Source organism: Muricauda sp. SCSIO 65647, from assembly GCF_021534965.1.
In the GTDB taxonomy this organism is placed as follows: Bacteria; Bacteroidota; Bacteroidia; order Flavobacteriales; family Flavobacteriaceae; genus Flagellimonas_A.
The window spans coordinates 789,336-807,160 of record NZ_CP091037.1 but is presented as its reverse complement, the minus strand read 5'-3'; the positions used below and the strand labels follow the sequence as shown (position 1 = coordinate 807,160).

General features: G+C 42.3%; 17 protein-coding genes and 1 pseudogene. 8 read left to right on the top strand and 10 right to left on the bottom strand.

All coding sequences use genetic code 11. The features are described 5' to 3' along the window. Positions 1 to 2: 2 nt before the first annotated feature. From clpX to L0P89_RS03600, 6 genes are all read right to left on the bottom strand, one after another. Complete coding sequence (clpX, locus tag L0P89_RS03625; RefSeq protein ID WP_235267038.1) at positions 3 to 1,238, bottom strand: ATP-dependent Clp protease ATP-binding subunit ClpX; 1,236 nt, start codon at positions 1,236 to 1,238, stop codon at positions 3 to 5. A 96-nt stretch (positions 1,239 to 1,334) separates the two neighbouring features. Next, positions 1,335 to 2,015: an ATP-dependent Clp endopeptidase proteolytic subunit ClpP gene (gene clpP / locus L0P89_RS03620; protein WP_235267037.1), complete on the bottom strand. Its 681-nt coding sequence runs from the start codon at positions 2,013 to 2,015 to the stop codon at positions 1,335 to 1,337. A gap of 84 nt (positions 2,016 to 2,099) precedes the next feature. Further along, positions 2,100 to 3,422, bottom strand: a complete 1,323-nt coding sequence (gene tig / locus L0P89_RS03615; protein WP_235267036.1) for a trigger factor — start codon at positions 3,420 to 3,422, stop codon at positions 2,100 to 2,102. Positions 3,423 to 3,519: 97 nt separating this feature from the next. After that, a complete protein-coding gene (locus L0P89_RS03610; protein ID WP_235267035.1) occupies positions 3,520 to 3,864 on the bottom strand; it encodes a phage holin family protein in 345 nt (114 codons plus the stop codon). Between the two features lie 170 nt (positions 3,865 to 4,034). Beyond that, on the bottom strand, positions 4,035 to 4,805 hold the full coding sequence (locus L0P89_RS03605) for an alpha/beta fold hydrolase (protein ID WP_235267034.1): 771 nt from the start codon (positions 4,803 to 4,805) through the stop codon (positions 4,035 to 4,037). Next, a complete protein-coding gene (locus L0P89_RS03600) occupies positions 4,805 to 5,518 on the bottom strand; it encodes a pyridoxine 5'-phosphate synthase (protein WP_235267033.1) in 714 nt (237 codons plus the stop codon). The genes L0P89_RS03605 and L0P89_RS03600 overlap by 1 nt, the downstream gene beginning before the upstream one ends. 88 nt (positions 5,519 to 5,606) lie before the next feature. Here L0P89_RS03600 and L0P89_RS03595 point away from each other — a divergent pair, with 88 nt between their 5' ends. The 8 genes from L0P89_RS03595 to murI all read left to right on the top strand — a co-directional run bounded on the left by L0P89_RS03595 (position 5,607) and on the right by murI (position 13,662). Continuing rightward, positions 5,607 to 6,263: a CBS domain-containing protein gene (locus L0P89_RS03595; RefSeq protein ID WP_235267032.1), complete on the top strand. Its 657-nt coding sequence runs from the start codon at positions 5,607 to 5,609 to the stop codon at positions 6,261 to 6,263. A 1-nt stretch (position 6,264) separates the two neighbouring features. Then, positions 6,265 to 7,143: an NAD kinase gene (locus L0P89_RS03590; protein WP_235267031.1), complete on the top strand. Its 879-nt coding sequence runs from the start codon at positions 6,265 to 6,267 to the stop codon at positions 7,141 to 7,143. 113 nt (positions 7,144 to 7,256) lie between these two features. Next, entirely contained in the window at positions 7,257 to 7,940 is a 684-nt protein-coding gene (locus tag L0P89_RS03585) for a DUF6089 family protein (RefSeq protein ID WP_235267030.1), read from the top strand. A 1-nt stretch (position 7,941) separates the two neighbouring features. Beyond that, positions 7,942 to 8,682 carry an isoprenyl transferase gene (locus tag L0P89_RS03580; RefSeq protein ID WP_235267029.1) on the top strand — a complete coding sequence of 247 codons (741 nt, stop codon included), beginning with the start codon at positions 7,942 to 7,944 and terminating at the stop codon, positions 8,680 to 8,682. Beyond that, positions 8,654 to 11,305: an outer membrane protein assembly factor gene (locus L0P89_RS03575; protein WP_235267028.1), complete on the top strand. Its 2,652-nt coding sequence runs from the start codon at positions 8,654 to 8,656 to the stop codon at positions 11,303 to 11,305. The genes L0P89_RS03580 and L0P89_RS03575 overlap by 29 nt, the downstream gene beginning before the upstream one ends. A gap of 104 nt (positions 11,306 to 11,409) precedes the next feature. Then, positions 11,410 to 12,246 (top strand): OmpH family outer membrane protein, encoded by an 837-nt coding sequence (locus tag L0P89_RS03570; protein WP_235267027.1) that lies wholly within the window; start codon positions 11,410 to 11,412, stop codon positions 12,244 to 12,246. Between the two features lie 55 nt (positions 12,247 to 12,301). Beyond that, positions 12,302 to 12,811, top strand: coding sequence for an OmpH family outer membrane protein (locus L0P89_RS03565; protein ID WP_235267026.1), 510 nt, complete (start codon positions 12,302 to 12,304; stop codon positions 12,809 to 12,811). Between the two features lie 68 nt (positions 12,812 to 12,879). Further along, entirely contained in the window at positions 12,880 to 13,662 is a 783-nt protein-coding gene (gene murI / locus L0P89_RS03560; RefSeq protein ID WP_235267025.1) for a glutamate racemase, read from the top strand. A gap of 126 nt (positions 13,663 to 13,788) precedes the next feature. On the opposite strand, the pseudogene L0P89_RS03555 reads toward murI, so the two are convergent. The 4 genes and pseudogenes from L0P89_RS03555 to L0P89_RS03540 all read right to left on the bottom strand — a co-directional run. Then, positions 13,789 to 14,118 (bottom strand): annotated as a pseudogene (locus L0P89_RS03555) (N-acetyltransferase family protein); the annotation flags it as partial. Positions 14,119 to 14,460: 342 nt separating this feature from the next. Then, complete coding sequence (locus tag L0P89_RS03550) at positions 14,461 to 15,840, bottom strand: sodium-dependent transporter (protein WP_235267023.1); 1,380 nt, start codon at positions 15,838 to 15,840, stop codon at positions 14,461 to 14,463. A 138-nt stretch (positions 15,841 to 15,978) separates the two neighbouring features. Next, on the bottom strand, positions 15,979 to 16,902 hold the full coding sequence (locus L0P89_RS03545; RefSeq protein ID WP_235267022.1) for a M43 family zinc metalloprotease: 924 nt from the start codon (positions 16,900 to 16,902) through the stop codon (positions 15,979 to 15,981). Positions 16,903 to 16,907: 5 nt separating this feature from the next. After that, a complete protein-coding gene (locus tag L0P89_RS03540; protein WP_235267021.1) occupies positions 16,908 to 17,678 on the bottom strand; it encodes a sterol desaturase family protein in 771 nt (256 codons plus the stop codon). Positions 17,679 to 17,825 lie beyond the last annotated feature (147 nt).

Below are 17,825 nucleotides of genomic sequence, written 5' to 3'. Positions count from 1 at the left end.
AACTAAGAAACCGCTTTCAATTTCTTTACGGTCTCATGCGATAGTTTTTCTTCTGCGTAAGCCTTGGTTACCTTGAATTCTTGTTCGTCGGTACTGGGCAGGGTGAACATCGCATCGGTGAAAACGGCTTCGCAAAGTGATCGAAGGCCACGGGCACCAAGCTTGTATTCAACCGCTTTTTTAACAATGAAGTCGAGGGCCTGTTCGGTGATGGTAAACTGTATGCCATCCATATCGAACAATTTTTCATATTGCTTGATGATGGCATTTTTGGGCTCGGTCAAAATGGCCCGAAGTGTCTTTTCATCTAAAGGGTTCATGTGTGTAAGCACTGGCAATCTTCCGATGATTTCGGGGATGAGCCCAAACTCCTTCAAATCTTTTGGAATAATGTATTGAAGAATGTTCTTTTTATCAAGGTCGTCTTCTGCCTTTGAAGCACTGTAACCTACCGCTTGCATGTTGAGACGTTTGGTGATGATGCGCTCAATGCCATCGAAGGCACCGCCTGCGACAAAAAGGATATTCTCGGTGTTGACCTCGATGAATTTTTGATCGGGATGCTTTCTGCCCCCTTTCGGCGGAACGTTGACCAAAGTACCTTCCAATAGCTTCAAAAGCCCTTGTTGTACCCCTTCGCCCGAAACATCACGGGTGATGGAAGGGTTGTCGCTCTTTCGAGCTATTTTATCTATCTCATCGATGAAGACAATGCCTCTTTCCGCTTTTTCCAAATTGTAATCGGCCGCTTGAAGCAATCGGGTCAGAATGCTCTCAACATCTTCTCCCACATAACCTGCCTCGGTCAATACAGTGGCATCGACAATGGCCAAAGGTACATTTAGCATTTTTGCTATGGTCTTTGCCATCAAGGTCTTGCCGGTACCCGTCTCACCAACCATGATGATATTGCTCTTTTGTATCTCAATATCATCTTCATTGCCCTTTGGTTGCAAAAGTCTCTTATAGTGATTGTAAACAGCTACTGACATCACTTTTTTGGTACGCTCTTGCCCAATGACAAAGGTGTCTAGAAAACCTTTGATCTCCATGGGTTTCTTCAGCACCAATTCAGAGGAAAGGTCGTTGCTCTTCGATTGCTTTGATTCTTCGGCAACGATCGTATGGGCCTGTTCGATGCATCGGTCGCAGATGTGCGCATCAAGACCTGCAATCAAAAGATTGGTCTCGGGCTTTTTTCTTCCGCAAAATGAACATTCCAGATTCTCCTTTGCCATAAAATCAGAATTAACTGCTGTTTCTAAACGTTGAAAACTATGTTTTGTTCTACAAGTTTAGCCAAAAACAGGTTATTGGCTTACGGATAAGTCGTTTTATTGATCTTCCCTTACCAAAATTTCATCGATCATACCATATTTTTTGGCTTCCTCGGCTTTCATCCAATAATCACGGTCACTATCTTCATATACCTTTTCGAACGGCTGACCTGAGTGTTTTGAGATGATATGGTAGAGTTCGTCTTTTATCTTAAGCACTTCTTTGGCCGCAATCTCGATATCACTGGCCTGGCCCTGGGCCCCTGACATGGGCTGGTGTATCATGACCCTCGAATGTGTCAGACCACTTCTTTTGCCCGCTTCGCCGGCACAGAGCAAAACGGCAGCCATCGATGCGGCAATACCAGTACAAATAGTGGCGACATCTGGTTTGATGAACTGCATGGTATCATAAATGCCAAGACCTGCGTAAACGCTTCCGCCTGGCGAATTGATATAGATTTGTATGTCTTTTGAGGCATCGGCACTCTCTAAGAACAACAGTTGCGCCTGCACGATATTGGCCACTTGATCATTGATGCCCGTGCCCAAGAAGATTATCCTATCCATCATTAAACGTGAAAAGACATCCATGGCAATGGCATTCAATTGACGTTCTTCGATGATATTGGGCGTCATGTTCACTGGATACAGGCTACTGACCAGTTGCTCATAATATAGGCTGTTGATACCACGATGTTTGGTGGCGTAATTTTTGAATTCTTTACCGTAATCCATTCGATTTAAATCAAAAGGTTTTAAAAAAAAGGTGCCGAAAATAGCATTTTCGGCACTGTAAAGATACTTATTTTATTTGGTAAATTATTGATACACTTCTTTTACAAAATTGTCATAGGTCACTTCCTTGGTCTTCAAATTGGCCTTTTCTTTATAGAGGTTCAATAATTTCTGGCTCATTAATTGCTCAGAGAGCCTTTTGACCTCGTCTTGATTGCCCAGCACACGATTGGCAATATTTTCAAGTTCTTCTTCTTGAGGGTCCATATGGCCATACTGTGCCATTTGAGACTTGATGAAGCCCTTGGCAAATTCTTTGAGCTCTTCGAGCTGTACCTGAAGATCGTGCTCTTTGATGATCTTGCCCTCTATCAATTGATATCTCAATCCTTTTTCAGAGCGTTCAAACTCATCTTTCGCCTCGTCTTCAGAGAGTACCTTTTCGCCACTGATCTGAATCCATTTTTTCAAGAATTCAGAGGGTAGGTCAAACGATGTTGTCTCAATCAGCTTTTCAGTGACATCGTTCAAAAGCTTCTGGTCTGATTGTTGCTCAAACTGCTTCTCGCTATCTTCCTTTATTTTTTCTTTCAACTCTTTTTCAGAGGTTATCTTGTCTTTTCCATAGAGTTTGTCGAACAGCTCTTGGTTCAATTCCGCAGGTTGTCTTTCATTGATTTCTTCAATCGTAAGGGTCACTTCAACATCTAACTTTTGGCCTTTTTCATGGTTGATGCCCAAAGCGCCCAAAAGCATATAGTCCTCTTTGAAAAGTCCCTTGGTTTTAAGGGTGGCGATATCGCCTACTTTCTTTCCTACCAAAGCATCAATGGCCTTTTTGCTTTTGAGTTTGTCTAGTTCAATGGTAGCTTTATTCTCGATTTCTTCTTCCTCGTTGGCGAAGGTTCCGGTGACTTCAAACCCCTTTTCAACAAGGTCTTTGGCCAACAATTTACCATATTGCTTTTTGATACGGTCAACCTGCTCTTCGACCATCTTTTTATCAGCGACAATTTTATACTGTACAACCGGTTTTTTGGTCTTTAGCTCTACCTCAAAATTTGGGGCGAGACCCAATTCGAATTCAAATGCGAACTCATCGCTCTCCCAATCAAAATCATCTTGTTGTTTGGGAAGTGGGTTGCCCAAAACATCCAACTTTTCTTCTGTAAGGTATTTGTTCAGATTGTCTTGCAGCAATTTGTTGACTTCATCGACCAATACGGCCCTACCGTACTGCTTTTTTATGAGCCCGAGAGGAACCTGCCCCTTGCGGAACCCAGGAATATTGGCCTGCTTTCTATAGTCGTTCAATATTTTATTGACCCGCTCTTCATAATCATCTTTGTTGATGGCCACTTTGACCACCGCGTTCAATTCATCAATTTGTTCTTTCGTGATGTTCATCTGCATTGATTTAACCCTCAAAAAGGGTGGCAAAATTAGCATATTAAACTGACTGCCACAAGTTTTTAAGTTTCCTTTAGTGGTCGTGCAACCACTATTATTTGTCCTCTTTCAAAAGGGAATATAAAATTGATTGCAACAGCGATAGAAGCAAGCTGAACAGAATGGCCCACCAGAAGCCAGAGACATGAAAACCACCGATGAATTTGGCTGCCAACAGAATGATAATGGCATTGATGACCAATAAAAAAAGACCGAGGGTGACAATGGTGATCGGCAAGGTCAAAATCACTAAAATGGGTTTGACCAAGAAATTCAACAAACTCAAGACAATGGCCACGATAATGGCTGTGGTGAACGAATCGACCCCTACACCGGGCAAGACATATGACAAGATGACCACGGCGAGGGCACTGAGCAAAATTCTAAGTATTGACTTCATGCTATTCAGGTTTTAACGTACAAAAAAGAGATGCCCAATGACATCCATATAAAAGTAAGGATTTTTCGTATCAATCGATATCGGGCACAGAGCCTTGCACTAAAAAACATTGGCGGCCTGACTTTGTGATAGAGAGACGTTCTATATGATATTTACTCGCAAAGTACGCTTTAGCGTTGTAAAAAAGCCATTGATTTTCTAAAGAATTCTTTTGGATTTTCGGCATGTAGCCAGTGCCCTGCATTTTCAACGGTTTCAATAATGGCCTCTGGGAAATGGGTTTTGATTATGCCATGATCTGACGGCTGAACATATTCAGAACGGTCTCCAATGATGAACAGTGTGGGTTTTGAGTAGGTGGAATGGGGCGGAATGGCCTCAACGATTTCTTCCATCTTGTTCTGAAGCACTTTCAGATTAAAGCGAAGGTCCAATCTTTCTTTGGTCACCCAATATAGGTTTTTAAGCAAAAATTGTCGAATCCCCGATTCGGGAAAGTATTGTGCCAACGCTTCATCAGCCTGCTTCCGTGATGTAATGGTGTCAAAGTCAAGCTTGTTCAAGGCATCCATAATGTGTTGATGGTGGGGCGGGTAGTATCTCGGGGCAATGTCGGCCACTATCAGTTTATCGACCCTTTCAGGAAAATCGACTGCCAACTGCATTGCCACTTTGCCGCCCATTGAGTGCCCCATGACCACTGCTGAGGAAAGCCCGTGGTAATGTAGATAGTTTTTGATATCATCGGCCAAGATCTCAAAGTCAAAATAATCTGAATGGAAACTTTTGCCATGGTTCCGTTGGTCGACCAAATGCACCTGAAACCCATTTTCAGAATATTGCGTACCAAGGGTCTTCCAATTATCTGCCATCCCCAAAAAGCCATGTAGAATGATAAGCGGTGTTCCTTCCCCAAGAATAATTGAATGTAAGGTGTGCATTATTTCAAGCGGTGTAAATACATGTTAACAACATTTTCAAGGCCTAAATAAATTGACTCACAGATCAGTGCGTGCCCTATGGAAACCTCTAACAAATGTGGTATGTTTTGTTTGAAAAATTGAATGTTTTCGAGGTTTAGGTCATGACCGGCATTAATGCCCAGTGCCGTATCGTGTGCCACTTTTGCAGCTTCCACAAAAGGCTTGATGCCCGCCTTGTCACCTTTTGCAAAAGCCTTGGCATAGTTTTCTGTATACAATTCTATGCGATCGGTACCGGTCTTTGCCGCACCTTCGACCATTTTTGCGACCGGATCGACGAAAATAGAGGTTCGTATACCGTTCTCTTTAAAAGTGCTTATCACCTCCACAAGAAAATCTTTGTGCTTTATCGTGTCCCACCCAGAATCTGAGGTGATGGCATCCTCGGCATCGGGTACCAAGGTAACCTGGGTGGGTTTGACCTCAAGTACCAAATCGATGAATTTTGGTATCGGGTTGCCCTCAATATTGAACTCTGTGGTGACGATTTCTTTCAACGCTCGGGTATCTTGGTAACGAATATGGCGCTCATCGGGCCTAGGGTGAACGGTGATGCCTTGGGCACCGAACGCTTCTATATCCCTTGCCGATTGCAATAAATCGGGCATATTGCCACCCCTTGAATTTCTCAAGGTGGCCAATTTGTTGATGTTGACACTGAGTTTGGTCATTGGGCCTGTCTTTTTAAGAGGGCAAAAATACAAAATGGGCACACCTTTTGCGATTTAAAAATCGTATTTTGCGTTTCAATTAAAACCCATGCAGATTCAAGACCAGATATTGACCACACTTCCCGTTTTTGAGGTATCGGATACCTTGAAAGAGGTCATTAAGTTTTTCGAGGAAACCACTTTCTCACACATCGGGGTAGTTGAGGATGGTACTTATTTGGGCTTGCTGGCAGAAAATGACCTTGGCTGCTTCGAGCCCGACAAAAAAATCGAGGAGTTTAGATTTTCACTGGAGACCTTTCATGTGACCAAGGAAACATCATGGCTTGATGTGCTTGAAAATTTTGCAAGAAATGAAGCCAATGTAACACCGGTATTGTCAGGTGAAAATACGTTGATGGGCTATTATTATCTGAACGATGTGGTGGGGTCTTTCATAGGCACGCCCTTTTTCACCGAACCTGGTGGAATTTTAGTGGTGGCGAAAGGTATCAAAGACTATTCTTTTAGTGAGATATCACAAATTGTCGAGAGCAATAATGCCAAGCTATTGGGTGCTTTTGTGACCGGAAACCAAAACGATGTCATCGAGATTACCATGAAGATCAACAACGGCAACCTCAATGAGATCACCCAAACATTCAGGCGCTACAACTATACCATACTCTTTGGAAACAATGATGACCAGTTCATGGAAGATTTGAAACAACGGTCAGACTACCTTGACAAATACCTAAACGTTTAGAATGAAAGTCGCGATTTATGGTCAAGTGCTTCATGAAGACGACCGTTCTTATGTTTCGACCCTTTACGATGAGCTGATAAATGTCGAAGCCCAGATCTATATTGAAAAAGAGTTCAACAAAAAACTCTTTGATGGAAAAAAAGTGGGCCATGGCACCTTTGATCAACAATCAGGGTTAGATGGATCATTCGATCTTTTTGTAAGTTTTGGAGGAGATGGTACCATGCTTCGGGCGATAACTTATATCGGTCGACTGGGTATCCCCATCGTGGGCGTGAACACGGGTCGCTTAGGATTTCTCTCAACCTTTAAAAAGGAGGAGGTCAAAAAAGTGGTCACCGAATTTACTGCCGGGGCTTTTTCCATCGAAGAACGCAGTATGGTTGAAATTTGTTTAGACTCTGAAGTGCCCGAGTTCGGCGATATGAATTTTGCATTGAATGAAATTACCGTCAGCCGTAAAGACACCACTTCAATGATAACCGTTGAAACCTACCTCGATGAAGAATATCTGACCTCATATTGGGCCGATGGGCTCATTATTTCCACACCAACCGGCTCTACAGGTTATTCTTTGAGCTGCGGAGGGCCTGTTATCTCACCAAGTACCAAAGCCCTTGTGCTAACGCCTATTGCACCGCATAACCTTAACGCGAGACCTTTGGTCATACCCGATGATACCGAGATTAGGCTTATTGTTTCAGGTAGGGAAGAAAATCACTTGGTCTCACTTGATTCACGCATTGCCACAATACCCAATGGCAAGCAAATCACCATAAAGAAATCATCGTTTGCTATCAAAATGGTGGAATATAAATCAGAAAGCTTCTTAAAGACCCTTCGTAACAAACTTTTATGGGGCGAAGATCGTCGTAATTGATATAGGTGCCCAAACAATAAAAAGGCCCAAAAACTGTTTAACAAAGAGAACAATCCGTAATAGGTCTAAAGACGAATTTCTGGCACACTCATTACTACACTTTTAATATCTATATGAGAAAATGGTTATTGCTTTTCATGTGCATCGTTTTTAAAATGAATGCGCAGACCTACGAGATTGGCCTATTTGGAGGCGGAACGAACATGATCGGCGATGTTGGTAGAACCAACTACGTATTGCCGTCAGGTATCGCTTTTGGAGGTGTTTTCAAGTGGAACAAAAGTAAACGATATGCTTGGCGCGGCAGTGTAATTTATGGTTCTTTCACAGCTGATGATACCAAATCGAGCAAGTCTTCACGTCAACAAAGAGGATATGTGATCGATAATTCGGTGCTGGAGATTTCCGCGGGCCTTGAGTTTAATTTTGTGGAGTACAATCTTCACAAGCTGGGTCGTGCCTTCACGCCCTACCTTTATACCGGGGTTACATATTTTCGATACGATTTCCATTATTTTGATGCATTGCAGGTGCAGGATATTGGCCAAAAAGATGGTAGCTTTGCCATACCCATGACGGTCGGGGCGAAACTTCGCCTCAACCAATTTTTAATCTTGGGTGCAGAAATAGGGGCGCGTTACACCTTTACCGACAATTTAGATGCCAGTAATCCTGAAAATTCTAACTTTGAACAATTTAGGTTCGGTAACATTTTGAGCGATGATTGGTATGTTTTCTCAGGGTTTACCCTGACATATACTTTTGGACGCAAGCCTTGCCAAGATTGTTTTGAGTAAGATGAACAACAATGAAGAAATAGACATTAATAAGCTTCCCAAACATGTTGCCATTATCATGGACGGCAATGGACGATGGGCCAAGCAACGGGGCAAGATGCGCATTTTCGGTCATGAGAATGGCGTCGAAGCCGTGCGAAGAACTGTTGAGCAATGTGCCCGTCTGCAAATACAGTACCTCACACTCTATGCATTTTCTACCGAAAACTGGAATCGCCCCAAGTTAGAGGTTGAAACACTCATGCGCCTTTTGGTGGCATCACTTAGAAAAGAACTGAAAACCCTCAATAAAAACAATATTCGTCTCAATGCTGTCGGAAGATTGGACTCGCTCCCCAAGAAAGCATCAAACGAATTGAAAGAGGTCATTGAAAAGACATCAGAAAATGCTGGAACGACCTTGACATTGGCACTTAGCTATGGGTCAAGGGAAGAGATAAAAACGGCCGTAAAAGCTATAAGTTCCAAAGTTAAAAATAACATAATTTCACCTGAAAATATTGATGAAGACGTTATAAATGCCCATCTTTACACGCATTTTTTGCCAGACGTCGATTTGCTTATCCGTACCAGTGGCGAACACAGGATAAGCAATTTTTTACTTTGGCAGATAGCCTATGCAGAATTATATTTTATTGACGTATTTTGGCCCGATTTTAGTGAGCAACATTTGATGCAAGCTATCTTAAGTTACCAAAATAGAGAACGAAGATTTGGAAAAACTAGCGAACAACTCAGTTGACGGACTAAAGAAACACCTGTGCCGACACTTAAAAGCTTTACTTCTACTAATTCTGTGCCAACCTCTACTCCAAGCCCAAGAAACCTCATTGGAAAGTGGCAAAGAATATGTTCTGGCCGGAATAGAGGTAACGGGTCTTGAAAGCTATAACGAGCAAACGGTAAAGACGTATACAGGTCTTAGGATCGGTCAGAGAATCATGGTTCCTGGTGAAGAGATCAGTGGGGTCATCAAAAAATTGTGGGGACTCGAACTATTCAGCGATGTCTCTATGTACTACACAAAAATTGAGGGCGAGAAGATTTTTCTTGAGCTAAATATATTAGAGCGTCCTACATTGCAAAATGTTACCATCTACGGGGTCAAAAAACGCAAGGTAGATGACATCATCAACGATACCGACCTAAAAAAGGGTAAGAAGATTACGGAGAGCCTGATCGCCAATACCAAGAACTTTTTGCAGAATAAATACAAGAAACAGGGCTACCTCAATACAAAAGTGAACATTGTAACCGCCCCTGATACGACCGGCACCAATACCCAGAACATGGTGATCAGTGTCAAAAAAGGCGATAAGGTCAAAATCAATGCCATTGAGTTTGAGGGTAACGAAAAGTTTTCCGATAAGAGATTGCGAAAATCACTGAAGAATACCAAGAAAAAGAAGTTCTACCGTTTCTGGAAAAAATCAAAGTATATCGAGGAAGACTATAAGGAAGATTTAGACAACCTTATCGATACGTATGCCGAAAAAGGTTATCGAGATGCCCGAATATTGTCAGATACCTTTATAAAGGTCGATGAAAAGAACATTAAATTAAAGATTGCACTGGAAGAAGGCAACAAGTATTACTTTGGCGACATAGAATTTGTTGGCAATTCAGTCTATACGGATAGACGCTTGAGTCAAGTTTTGGGAATCAAAAAAGGAGATACTTACAATGGTGTGCTCTTGAAAGAGCGTATAGCAGACGATTCAAAGCCTGATGCAGAAGATTTGACCAATCTCTATCAGAACAACGGATATCTTTTCTCAAGAATAAACCCTATTGAAGTTTCAGCGGTCAATGACACCATCGATTTTGAGATACGGATCATTGAAGGTAAGGAGACTTTTCTTGATCATGTCACGGTAGTGGGCAACGACAAAACCAATGACCATGTTGTCTATAGAGAACTAAGAACCCGCCCCGGGCAGAAATATAGCAAAGAAAATATAGTTAGAAGTATAAGGGAACTAGGCCAGTTGGGCTTCTTTGATGCAGAACAAATTGTACCTGATGTTGAAAATCCAAACCCGAATGCGGGTACAGTAGATATAAAATATAGTCTTGTAGAGTCGGGGTCAAGCCAGATAGAATTGCAAGGTGGTTATGGCGGTGGTGGCTTTATTGGCACCTTGGGTCTTTCATTCAACAATTTCTCACTACAGAACATCTTCAATGGCAAAGCATACAAACCTGTGCCCATGGGTGATGGGCAAACCTTTGCGTTACGTGTACAGGCGAGCAGAACTTTTAGGGTATATAGCTTAAACTTTGCCGAACCCTGGTTGGGTGGCAAAAAACCTGTGCGCTTTAACCTCTCATTTTCAAGAACCCAACAGTTTGCGACCGAGTTTGACCCGACGAGTAGAAATCGGTTTGAGGTTGACAGAGATCGGGGCTTTTCAATCACTGGCGTTTCGGCAGGTTTGGCCAAGAGGGTGCAATGGCCAGATGATTTTTTTACTATATCCCATGCATTGGGGTATCAATTATATGATTTCAATGACTATAACATTGGCCTGTTCAATTTTGGTAATGGTACCTCGAATGCTTTGACGTATACTCTCGGTATTTCAAGAAGCTCACAAGGGCCTAGCCGAATATTTCCCCTAACAGGCTCTAATTTCGAGATTACCGCGAAATTTACACCCCCTTACTCACTTTTCAGCAACAAAGACTTCAAGGCTCTGAAAGAGAGAAGCGATGAGATTGCTGAAAGTGCCACCGATGGAACCCCACTTACGACGGCCGAGATCAACGAACTACAAGAAATAGAAGAAGAGCGCTTTAAATTGTTGGAATACTACAAGGTGAAATTTCGTGGTGATTGGTTCACAAGACTGGTCGATAAACTGGTACTGCGTACCAATGCTGAGTTTGGTTTCTTGGGCAACTATAACAATGATATCGGGGATGTACCTTTCGAACGATTTTTTGTCGGGGGCGATGGCCTTGGTAATTTTACTTTGGATGGTCGTGATATAGTGCAGTTAAGAGGTTATGAGAACAACTCACTGACCCCGTTGAGCGTAAACCCCATTACAGGTCAACAAGAACGCGAGGGTGGATTGATATACAATAAGTTCTCGTTAGAGCTGCGGTATCCGTTTACCCTGAAACCATCGGCTTCTATTTATGGTCTTGCTTTTTTGGAAGCCGGTAACTCATTTAACAATTTTAATAGCTTTAATCCGTTTGAGTTAAAGAGATCGGCTGGATTGGGGCTGCGAATTTTTATGCCGGCATTTGGTCTCTTGGGAATAGACTTTGGATATGGCTTCGATACAGATGCCAATCCGGGTTCTGTAGGCCCAAGTGGTTGGCAGACCCACTTCATCATCGGTCAACAATTTTAACCAATATGAAAATAATGGGCCATTTCATTTGAGCTAAATACCTCATTTTAAATGAATTCTTAATTTTGGCACGATATTTTCAATGTACAAAGCGGAAATTCAAAATGAATAGAAAAGTTCTTTTTTTTGTGGTTTGTGTTTTAGCATCCTATTTTGGGTTTTCACAAAGAGGCGTTCGCATTGGTTACGTTGATATGGAGTATATTCTTGAGAATGTCGAAGAGTATCGCGAAGCCAGCGAACAATTGAATACAAAAGCCGCTAAGTGGAAACAAGAGATTGAGCTGAAGCAGAGCACTATCGAGCAGATGAAGAAAGATTTGATGGCCGAAAAGGTATTGCTCACTGACGAATTGATTACCGAACGTGAAGAGGAAATCCAGATTCTTGAAAAAGAAATGTTGGATTATCAACAAGACAGGTTTGGCCCTCAAGGTGATTTAGTACTGCAGAAACAACTGCTGATACAGCCCATACAAGACCAGGTTTTCAATGAGGTGCAGAAAATAGGAGGCAACAAAAGATATGATTTTATTTTCGATAAATCAGCAGATGTCGTAATGTTGTACTCCGAAAAAAGACACGATATCAGCGATTTGGTTTTGAGGGAAATTGCAAGGACACGAAAGGTCAGCAAATCAAACAAAAAAGAAAAGCTCAACAACCGATTGAAAGAATTTCAAGAGCAAGAGGCCGAAGTTGACAAAGAGATCAGTGAAGCCTTGAAAGAACGTCAAGAGAAGGCCGATGAGGCAAAAGATGCCAAGAAAAAAGCGGCCGAAGATAGAAGGGCAGAGGCATTGCGATTGAGAGAAGAACGCAAAAAAGCATACGAAGAAAGAAGACAGAAATTGTTGGAAGAACGAGAAGCCAGACGTAAGGCAAAACTGGAAGAGCGTAAAAAGGCCCAAGAACAGCAGAAAGATTCAACGAATCAATAATAAAGGCAAAAACTAAATTAAAAGTAAAATACTCAATTAATAGTAACTTAGAATCATGAAAAATGTAAAGAAGATCGCCGTAGCACTGGTATTGTTTGTAGCAGTTACGGGTTTTGTAAATGCACAAAGTAAAGTGGCCCATATCAACGTGCAACAGCTGTTGTCTGAAATGCCCGAGATGAAAGCCGCCCAGGCTGAACTGAAGAAGTTAGAGGAAACCTATACAGCTGATATTGAAGAATCTTTTAAAGAATTTCAGAATAAAGCTACATTATACCAAAATGAGTCTGCTTCAAAAACGCGAGAAGAAAACGAAAAACGTGCCCTTGAGCTTCAAGGCCATGAAAGAAACATTCAAGAAGCGCGTCAAGCGGCATTGCAAGAAATGCAAAAAAAGCAGCAAGAACTGTTTGCCCCTATTTCCGATAAGGCAAAAACTGCCATTGAGAAGGTAGCGGCCGCCCAAGGTTATGAGTATGTTATCGATGCCAGCCCGGGGTTGAGCCTTATTGTGGCAAAAGGAAAAGACTTGTTGCCCGAGGTCAAGCAAGAATTGGGCTTCTAAAATCATTTTGATAAGGATATTGGAACCGTTCTCTTTACCTTTAAAGAGAGCGGTTTTTTTGTTGAAATATGGATTCACCTATTGGTATTTTTGATTCTGGGGTAGGCGGCACCTCCATTTGGAAGGAAATCACAAAGCTGCTGCCCATCGAGCGCACCATTTACTTGGCCGATAGTAGACATGCGCCCTATGGTGAAAAAAGAAAAGAGAAAATTCTTGAACGCTGTATCAACAATGTAGAACTCTTGCTCGAAAAAGATTGTAAACTTATAGTGGTGGCCTGCAATACCGCAACGACCAATGCCATTGACTATCTACGCGAGCATTATTCAGTGCCTTTTATCGGTATAGAACCGGCCATTAAACCGGCTGCCCTACAGACCAAGACGAAAAAAGTGGGGGTGTTGGCCACCAAAGGTACCTTGGCAAGCGATCTTTTCAACAGTACGGCAAAGCTACACGCTTCAGGGATCGAAGTGTTCGAAAGAGAAGGCAGGGGATTGGTAGAACTGATAGAGGCGGGCAAGACAGCTTCTGAAGAGACCGAGCAACTTCTAAAAGGCTATCTACACCCAATGGTACAAGAGAATGTTGATTGTATGGTCTTAGGCTGCACACATTATCCCTATCTGATTCCTGTGCTTGAAAAATTATTGCCCCCACATGTCAAAATCATCGATTCAGGTGAAGCTGTCGCGAGACAGACAAAAAATGTTTTGGAAAAAAAAGAACTGTTGAATTCTGCACTCAGTAGAAATCCGCAGTATGTATTCTACACGAACAAAGATTTGACCGTTTTAAATACGTTTGTAAATCGAAAAGAAACCAAAATATCCTTTTTGGATTTTTAGTGGCGTATTTGTAGGCTTACTTTTTGGTATCCTTATAAAATGTGGGTTCTTTGGTACTTCAATACGCATTACAAGTGCTTAAACTTTGAAACAAAGTCTTCGAAAAAGTCATTTGCACTTCAAAGACTAAAGTTCCCGAAACATGATATGAGCATCCACCAATCCCAAACGGTTGTGCTTAAATGCCTTTGGAACGGTTCCGATGATTTTGAAACCCAATTTGATCCATAGCGCTATTGCCGCTTTGTTGGTACTCACTATAAAATTGAACTGCATCCCAAGAAACCCCAGTTCTTTTGCTGTGATCAACGAGTGCTTTCCCAACGATTGGCCAACTCCCAGGCCTCTTGCCTCTGGGTGTACCATGTAACTGGCATTGGCAATATGTGATCCCAAATCAATCTGATTGGGTTTAATGATATAGGTGCCCAATATCTTTTTCTCTTTTTCCAAGACGTACGTTCGAACAGCACTTGAAAACCAATGCTATTTTAAATCGGATTTTTGGGTTTCCGGATCAAAAACATAGGTGTCACCTGTGCTTATAACCGGTTTGAAAATATCCCATACTGCATCATAATCGTTATGTGTGGCCTCTCGGATTAACATGCTTCATATCTTTTTCGGGTTTCTTAGATTTCTTTTTTTAGTGTCTGTCCGATTTCTATGACAACAAACAACAAGAACGCTGTAAGTTCTTTGGTTTTTCTATGGTTTGTAAGGCAGACTCTGAGTACAAATTTGCCAAACTTTCTGGAAACAGCTAGTGGCTTATTGATTTCATGGGTAGCCATGCTATTATCCAAATAGGGTCAGCCCAAAAAATGTGTCCAGAACATTCAGGACAAAGACGATTCCGAGAATCCACGGACACAAGTATTTGATGGAGAACCCCAAGAAATTGGCAATCAGGGTATTTGCGAAACGCTTATTTCCGTTGGAAACCTCTTCGAACAGATTTTCCTTTTTCCAAACGAAAGCCACAAAAAGAGCTATAAGAAAGCCGTTCAATGGCAAGAATGAATTGCTGGCCACATCAGAGATGAATGTCATAAAATCAGTTGGGTCAGATGCTCCAAAGTAGGTGATAAACTTTGTGAAGAAACCTGAATAACCGTTCGATAACAATGAAGGTATTCCCAAGACGAAAATTCCGGCTGCAACCAGCCATACCGCTCTTGGTCTTTTCATCTCTTTTTCGTCGACCAAATAGGAAACGGGAATCTCCAATATGGACACGGTGGATGTCAGGGCTGCAAAAGATAATAGTAGGAAGAACAAAATCCCAACTACCAAGCCCATGACGGGACCCATATTACCAAATACCCCAGGAAGTGACATAAACACCAACCCGGCACCTCCATGTGCATCAAGTCCTTGCGAGATTACCATTGGGAACAACATGAGTCCTGCCATAAATGCGATTCCCACATCCAGTAGGGTTATGGCCACTGCGGAAGAAATGATATTGTCTTTTTTGCCCACATAGCTTCCATAGGTTATCATGGCCCCCATCCCCAAAGAGAGGGAGAAGAATGCATGCCCCAAGGCATTATAGACCACCTCACCGGTAATCTTTGAAAAATCGGGAAAAAGGTAGAATTGGGTCGCTTTTGATGCACCGGGCAGGGTCATGGCATAGCCGGCCAACACCAAAATGATAGTGAACAAAACAGGCATCAATATTTTGGCGGCCTTTTCAATTCCCCCGGAAATTCCTCTGGATACTATATAAGCTGTGGTCGCCATAAAGAGAATGGAATAGCTTCCCACCTTGATAATGTCCTTAACGAAAACGGGGAACTGCTCACCTATGGAAAAATTACCCAACAAGATTTCCACAAAATAGCCAAAACACCAACCCGCAACTACATTATAGAAAGACAAAATCAGTACACAGGACAAGATGCCCAGCTTGCCCACAATAGACCATTTGCCATATCCCAGGGCAACGAACGCGCCAACGGGATTTCTCTGGGCCTTTCTACCAATTGCAATTTCAGCTACCATTAAAGGAAAACAAAGAATAAGGCAAAAGGCCAGATAAACGATCACGAAAGCGGCACCTCCGCTTTCACCTACTTCAAAGGGAAACTTCCAAATGTTCCCCAGACCAACAGCAGAACCTGCGGCTGCGGCTATAAATCCAACTTTGCTGGAAAAACCAGATCTTTCCATTTTATTTTTTGTTTAATGAAATGAATTAAGACCCTTACCGAATAGGAAGGGCATGAATGAAAGAAGGAGCTTTCTAAGTGATTCGTTTTAATTTGGGATGATCAGGAGTGTTTCGTTCTTTCCATCGCCTTGTTAAAGTCAATCCAATGCCGGACTGCTTTGTAGTGCTTTTCTCCCTTCATGGTTTTCCAACACATAGTGCATTCGGGCTATTTGGTCTTTTGTGAATATGTTCATGACCTCATCATGGGACCAGTTCATATAGTTGCCCATCATGACGGTTTCTCCCTTACAACCCAAAAAGGGCTGGCTGCCAAAAACAGGCTTGTCGACTGCAGGAGTGTCATCGCAATAGTCATTGTTTTCACAATCACTTGCCCCCCAAGTATGTAACAACCCCAAATAATGCCCCATTTCATGGGTCAGTGTCCTTCCGTATTTGGTATGGCAATTTGTGTCCGATTCCCCAAAACTTTTCCAGTTGACGATAATGCCCTCAGCATCCCCCGGACCTGGCAAACTCAAAAACTCAGTTCCGGGAAGGTCTGTCTCGGGGCCCGTTGCCTGTCCTGATAGTATACATTCGAACGATTCGGGCAACGGAGCGATCCAAACATTGATGTATTGGGTCGGGTCCCAATACCCAATTTTCGCATAGTCGTTGAAGCTGTGCCCAAGTAACGGTTCTGCAATCTTTGTGGTGTCGATTCGGTTTATCCCATTGGTGGGCAAACCTTCGGGAGTTCGTTTGGCCAATACAAATTCAATCATGGCATCACCCCCATCGGGATGATCGTTAAACCCCTTGGTCCCTTCCTTTCTTCTGAAATCTTCGTTGAGAATCTCTATTTGTCTTTCGATTTGCTCAATTGAAAGATTGGTTTCTTCCCCAATCTCATGGCCATTGTGTACTACATGAATCACTAGTGGGAGCAAAATCACCCCTTCTTTCGGGTCATTGGGCAAGGGACTTTCCGTTTCCCCTTCCTTGCTACAGGATACGAATGCCAGCATGACCAAATTGAAAATTACTATCGACCATTTCCATTTCATCGATACCATAAGTTCTATTTTTTACTTATATCCTTGAAGGTTATCATTTTCCACACCTTATCTGATGCACCGTGATAGAACCCCGATTCATGTTCGTATTTTTTTGGGTTCTTAAACGTACCGAATATGATATCAAATAAGGAAATATCAGAGTAATTGTAGGCATGGATGCCCTTGGCATGGTGAATGGCATGGGCCTCGGGTCTTTGTATAATGTAACCCAACCATCTAGGGGTTTTGATATTGCTGTGCTGAAAAATGGAGAAGAACGTGGTCCCCAGAATTATCAACGTTGTTGCCTCTGGGGTAAATCCTGCCACCACTACCAAACACAAACTTCCTAGAAAAGTGAAACCAATCATGTCCATCGGACTGAAGTAAAATGCCCCATAGCTGTCTAAACGTTCTGCGCTATGGTGCATTTGGTGGAATATCTTCCAAAGGGTGTCACTTTTGTGCATGGCACGGTGCCATACATAGACCCCAAATTCATAAACGAGTATCCCTACAACGGCTCCACCAAAAGTTCCCAAACTGGTCAGGTCAAAAACCTGATAATTGGCCAAATGACCATCCCAAAACAAAGGCAGATATGAGGATAGGAAAAAGAAAAAGGCAAAAGCCAGCATTCCCTTTAGTTTCCAAAACCTGATTTTGGGCAATCGTCGTGCAGGGAAAAGGGTCTCCCAGAGCATCAGGCCACCATACATGGCAAATATGATGTATGATATCGGATTAAAAATCAATTCTGTAGGTGTGGGCAAACTTGCCAAGACTTCTTTCATTTAAAATAGTTTTCTGTGCAACTTTCTTTTTACGTTTTCTTTTCTTCTCAACCATATGACCTTTACGGTCGTGCGGTCTTCCATCATTTTTTTTGGACTGTTCATCTTTTCACAATTTTTAATTTTCGAAGGGCAAAAGTATTTCGG

Bases quoted from the DNA above. Each gene is read 5' to 3' on its own strand.
- L0P89_RS03605 (WP_235267034.1), bottom strand. From the start codon at position 4,805: ATGCACACCTTACATTCAATTATTCTTGGGGAAGGAACACCGCTTATC.
- L0P89_RS03570 (WP_235267027.1), top strand. From the start codon at position 11,410: ATGAATAGAAAAGTTCTTTTTTTTGTGGTTTGTGTTTTAGCATCCTAT.
- L0P89_RS03565 (WP_235267026.1), top strand. From the start codon at position 12,302: ATGAAAAATGTAAAGAAGATCGCCGTAGCACTGGTATTGTTTGTAGCA.
- L0P89_RS03610 (WP_235267035.1), bottom strand. From the start codon at position 3,864: ATGAAGTCAATACTTAGAATTTTGCTCAGTGCCCTCGCCGTGGTCATC.
- L0P89_RS03600 (WP_235267033.1), bottom strand. From the start codon at position 5,518: ATGACCAAACTCAGTGTCAACATCAACAAATTGGCCACCTTGAGAAAT.
- L0P89_RS03580 (WP_235267029.1), top strand. From the start codon at position 7,942: ATGAACAACAATGAAGAAATAGACATTAATAAGCTTCCCAAACATGTT.
- L0P89_RS03540 (WP_235267021.1), bottom strand. From the start codon at position 17,678: ATGAAAGAAGTCTTGGCAAGTTTGCCCACACCTACAGAATTGATTTTT.
- tig (WP_235267036.1), bottom strand. From the start codon at position 3,422: ATGAACATCACGAAAGAACAAATTGATGAATTGAACGCGGTGGTCAAA.
- L0P89_RS03595 (WP_235267032.1), top strand. From the start codon at position 5,607: ATGCAGATTCAAGACCAGATATTGACCACACTTCCCGTTTTTGAGGTA.
- L0P89_RS03590 (WP_235267031.1), top strand. From the start codon at position 6,265: ATGAAAGTCGCGATTTATGGTCAAGTGCTTCATGAAGACGACCGTTCT.
- clpX (WP_235267038.1), bottom strand. From the start codon at position 1,238: ATGGCAAAGGAGAATCTGGAATGTTCATTTTGCGGAAGAAAAAAGCCC.
- murI (WP_235267025.1), top strand. From the start codon at position 12,880: ATGGATTCACCTATTGGTATTTTTGATTCTGGGGTAGGCGGCACCTCC.
- clpP (WP_235267037.1), bottom strand. From the start codon at position 2,015: ATGGATTACGGTAAAGAATTCAAAAATTACGCCACCAAACATCGTGGT.
- L0P89_RS03550 (WP_235267023.1), bottom strand. From the start codon at position 15,840: ATGGAAAGATCTGGTTTTTCCAGCAAAGTTGGATTTATAGCCGCAGCC.
- L0P89_RS03545 (WP_235267022.1), bottom strand. From the start codon at position 16,902: ATGGTATCGATGAAATGGAAATGGTCGATAGTAATTTTCAATTTGGTC.
- L0P89_RS03585 (WP_235267030.1), top strand. From the start codon at position 7,257: ATGAGAAAATGGTTATTGCTTTTCATGTGCATCGTTTTTAAAATGAAT.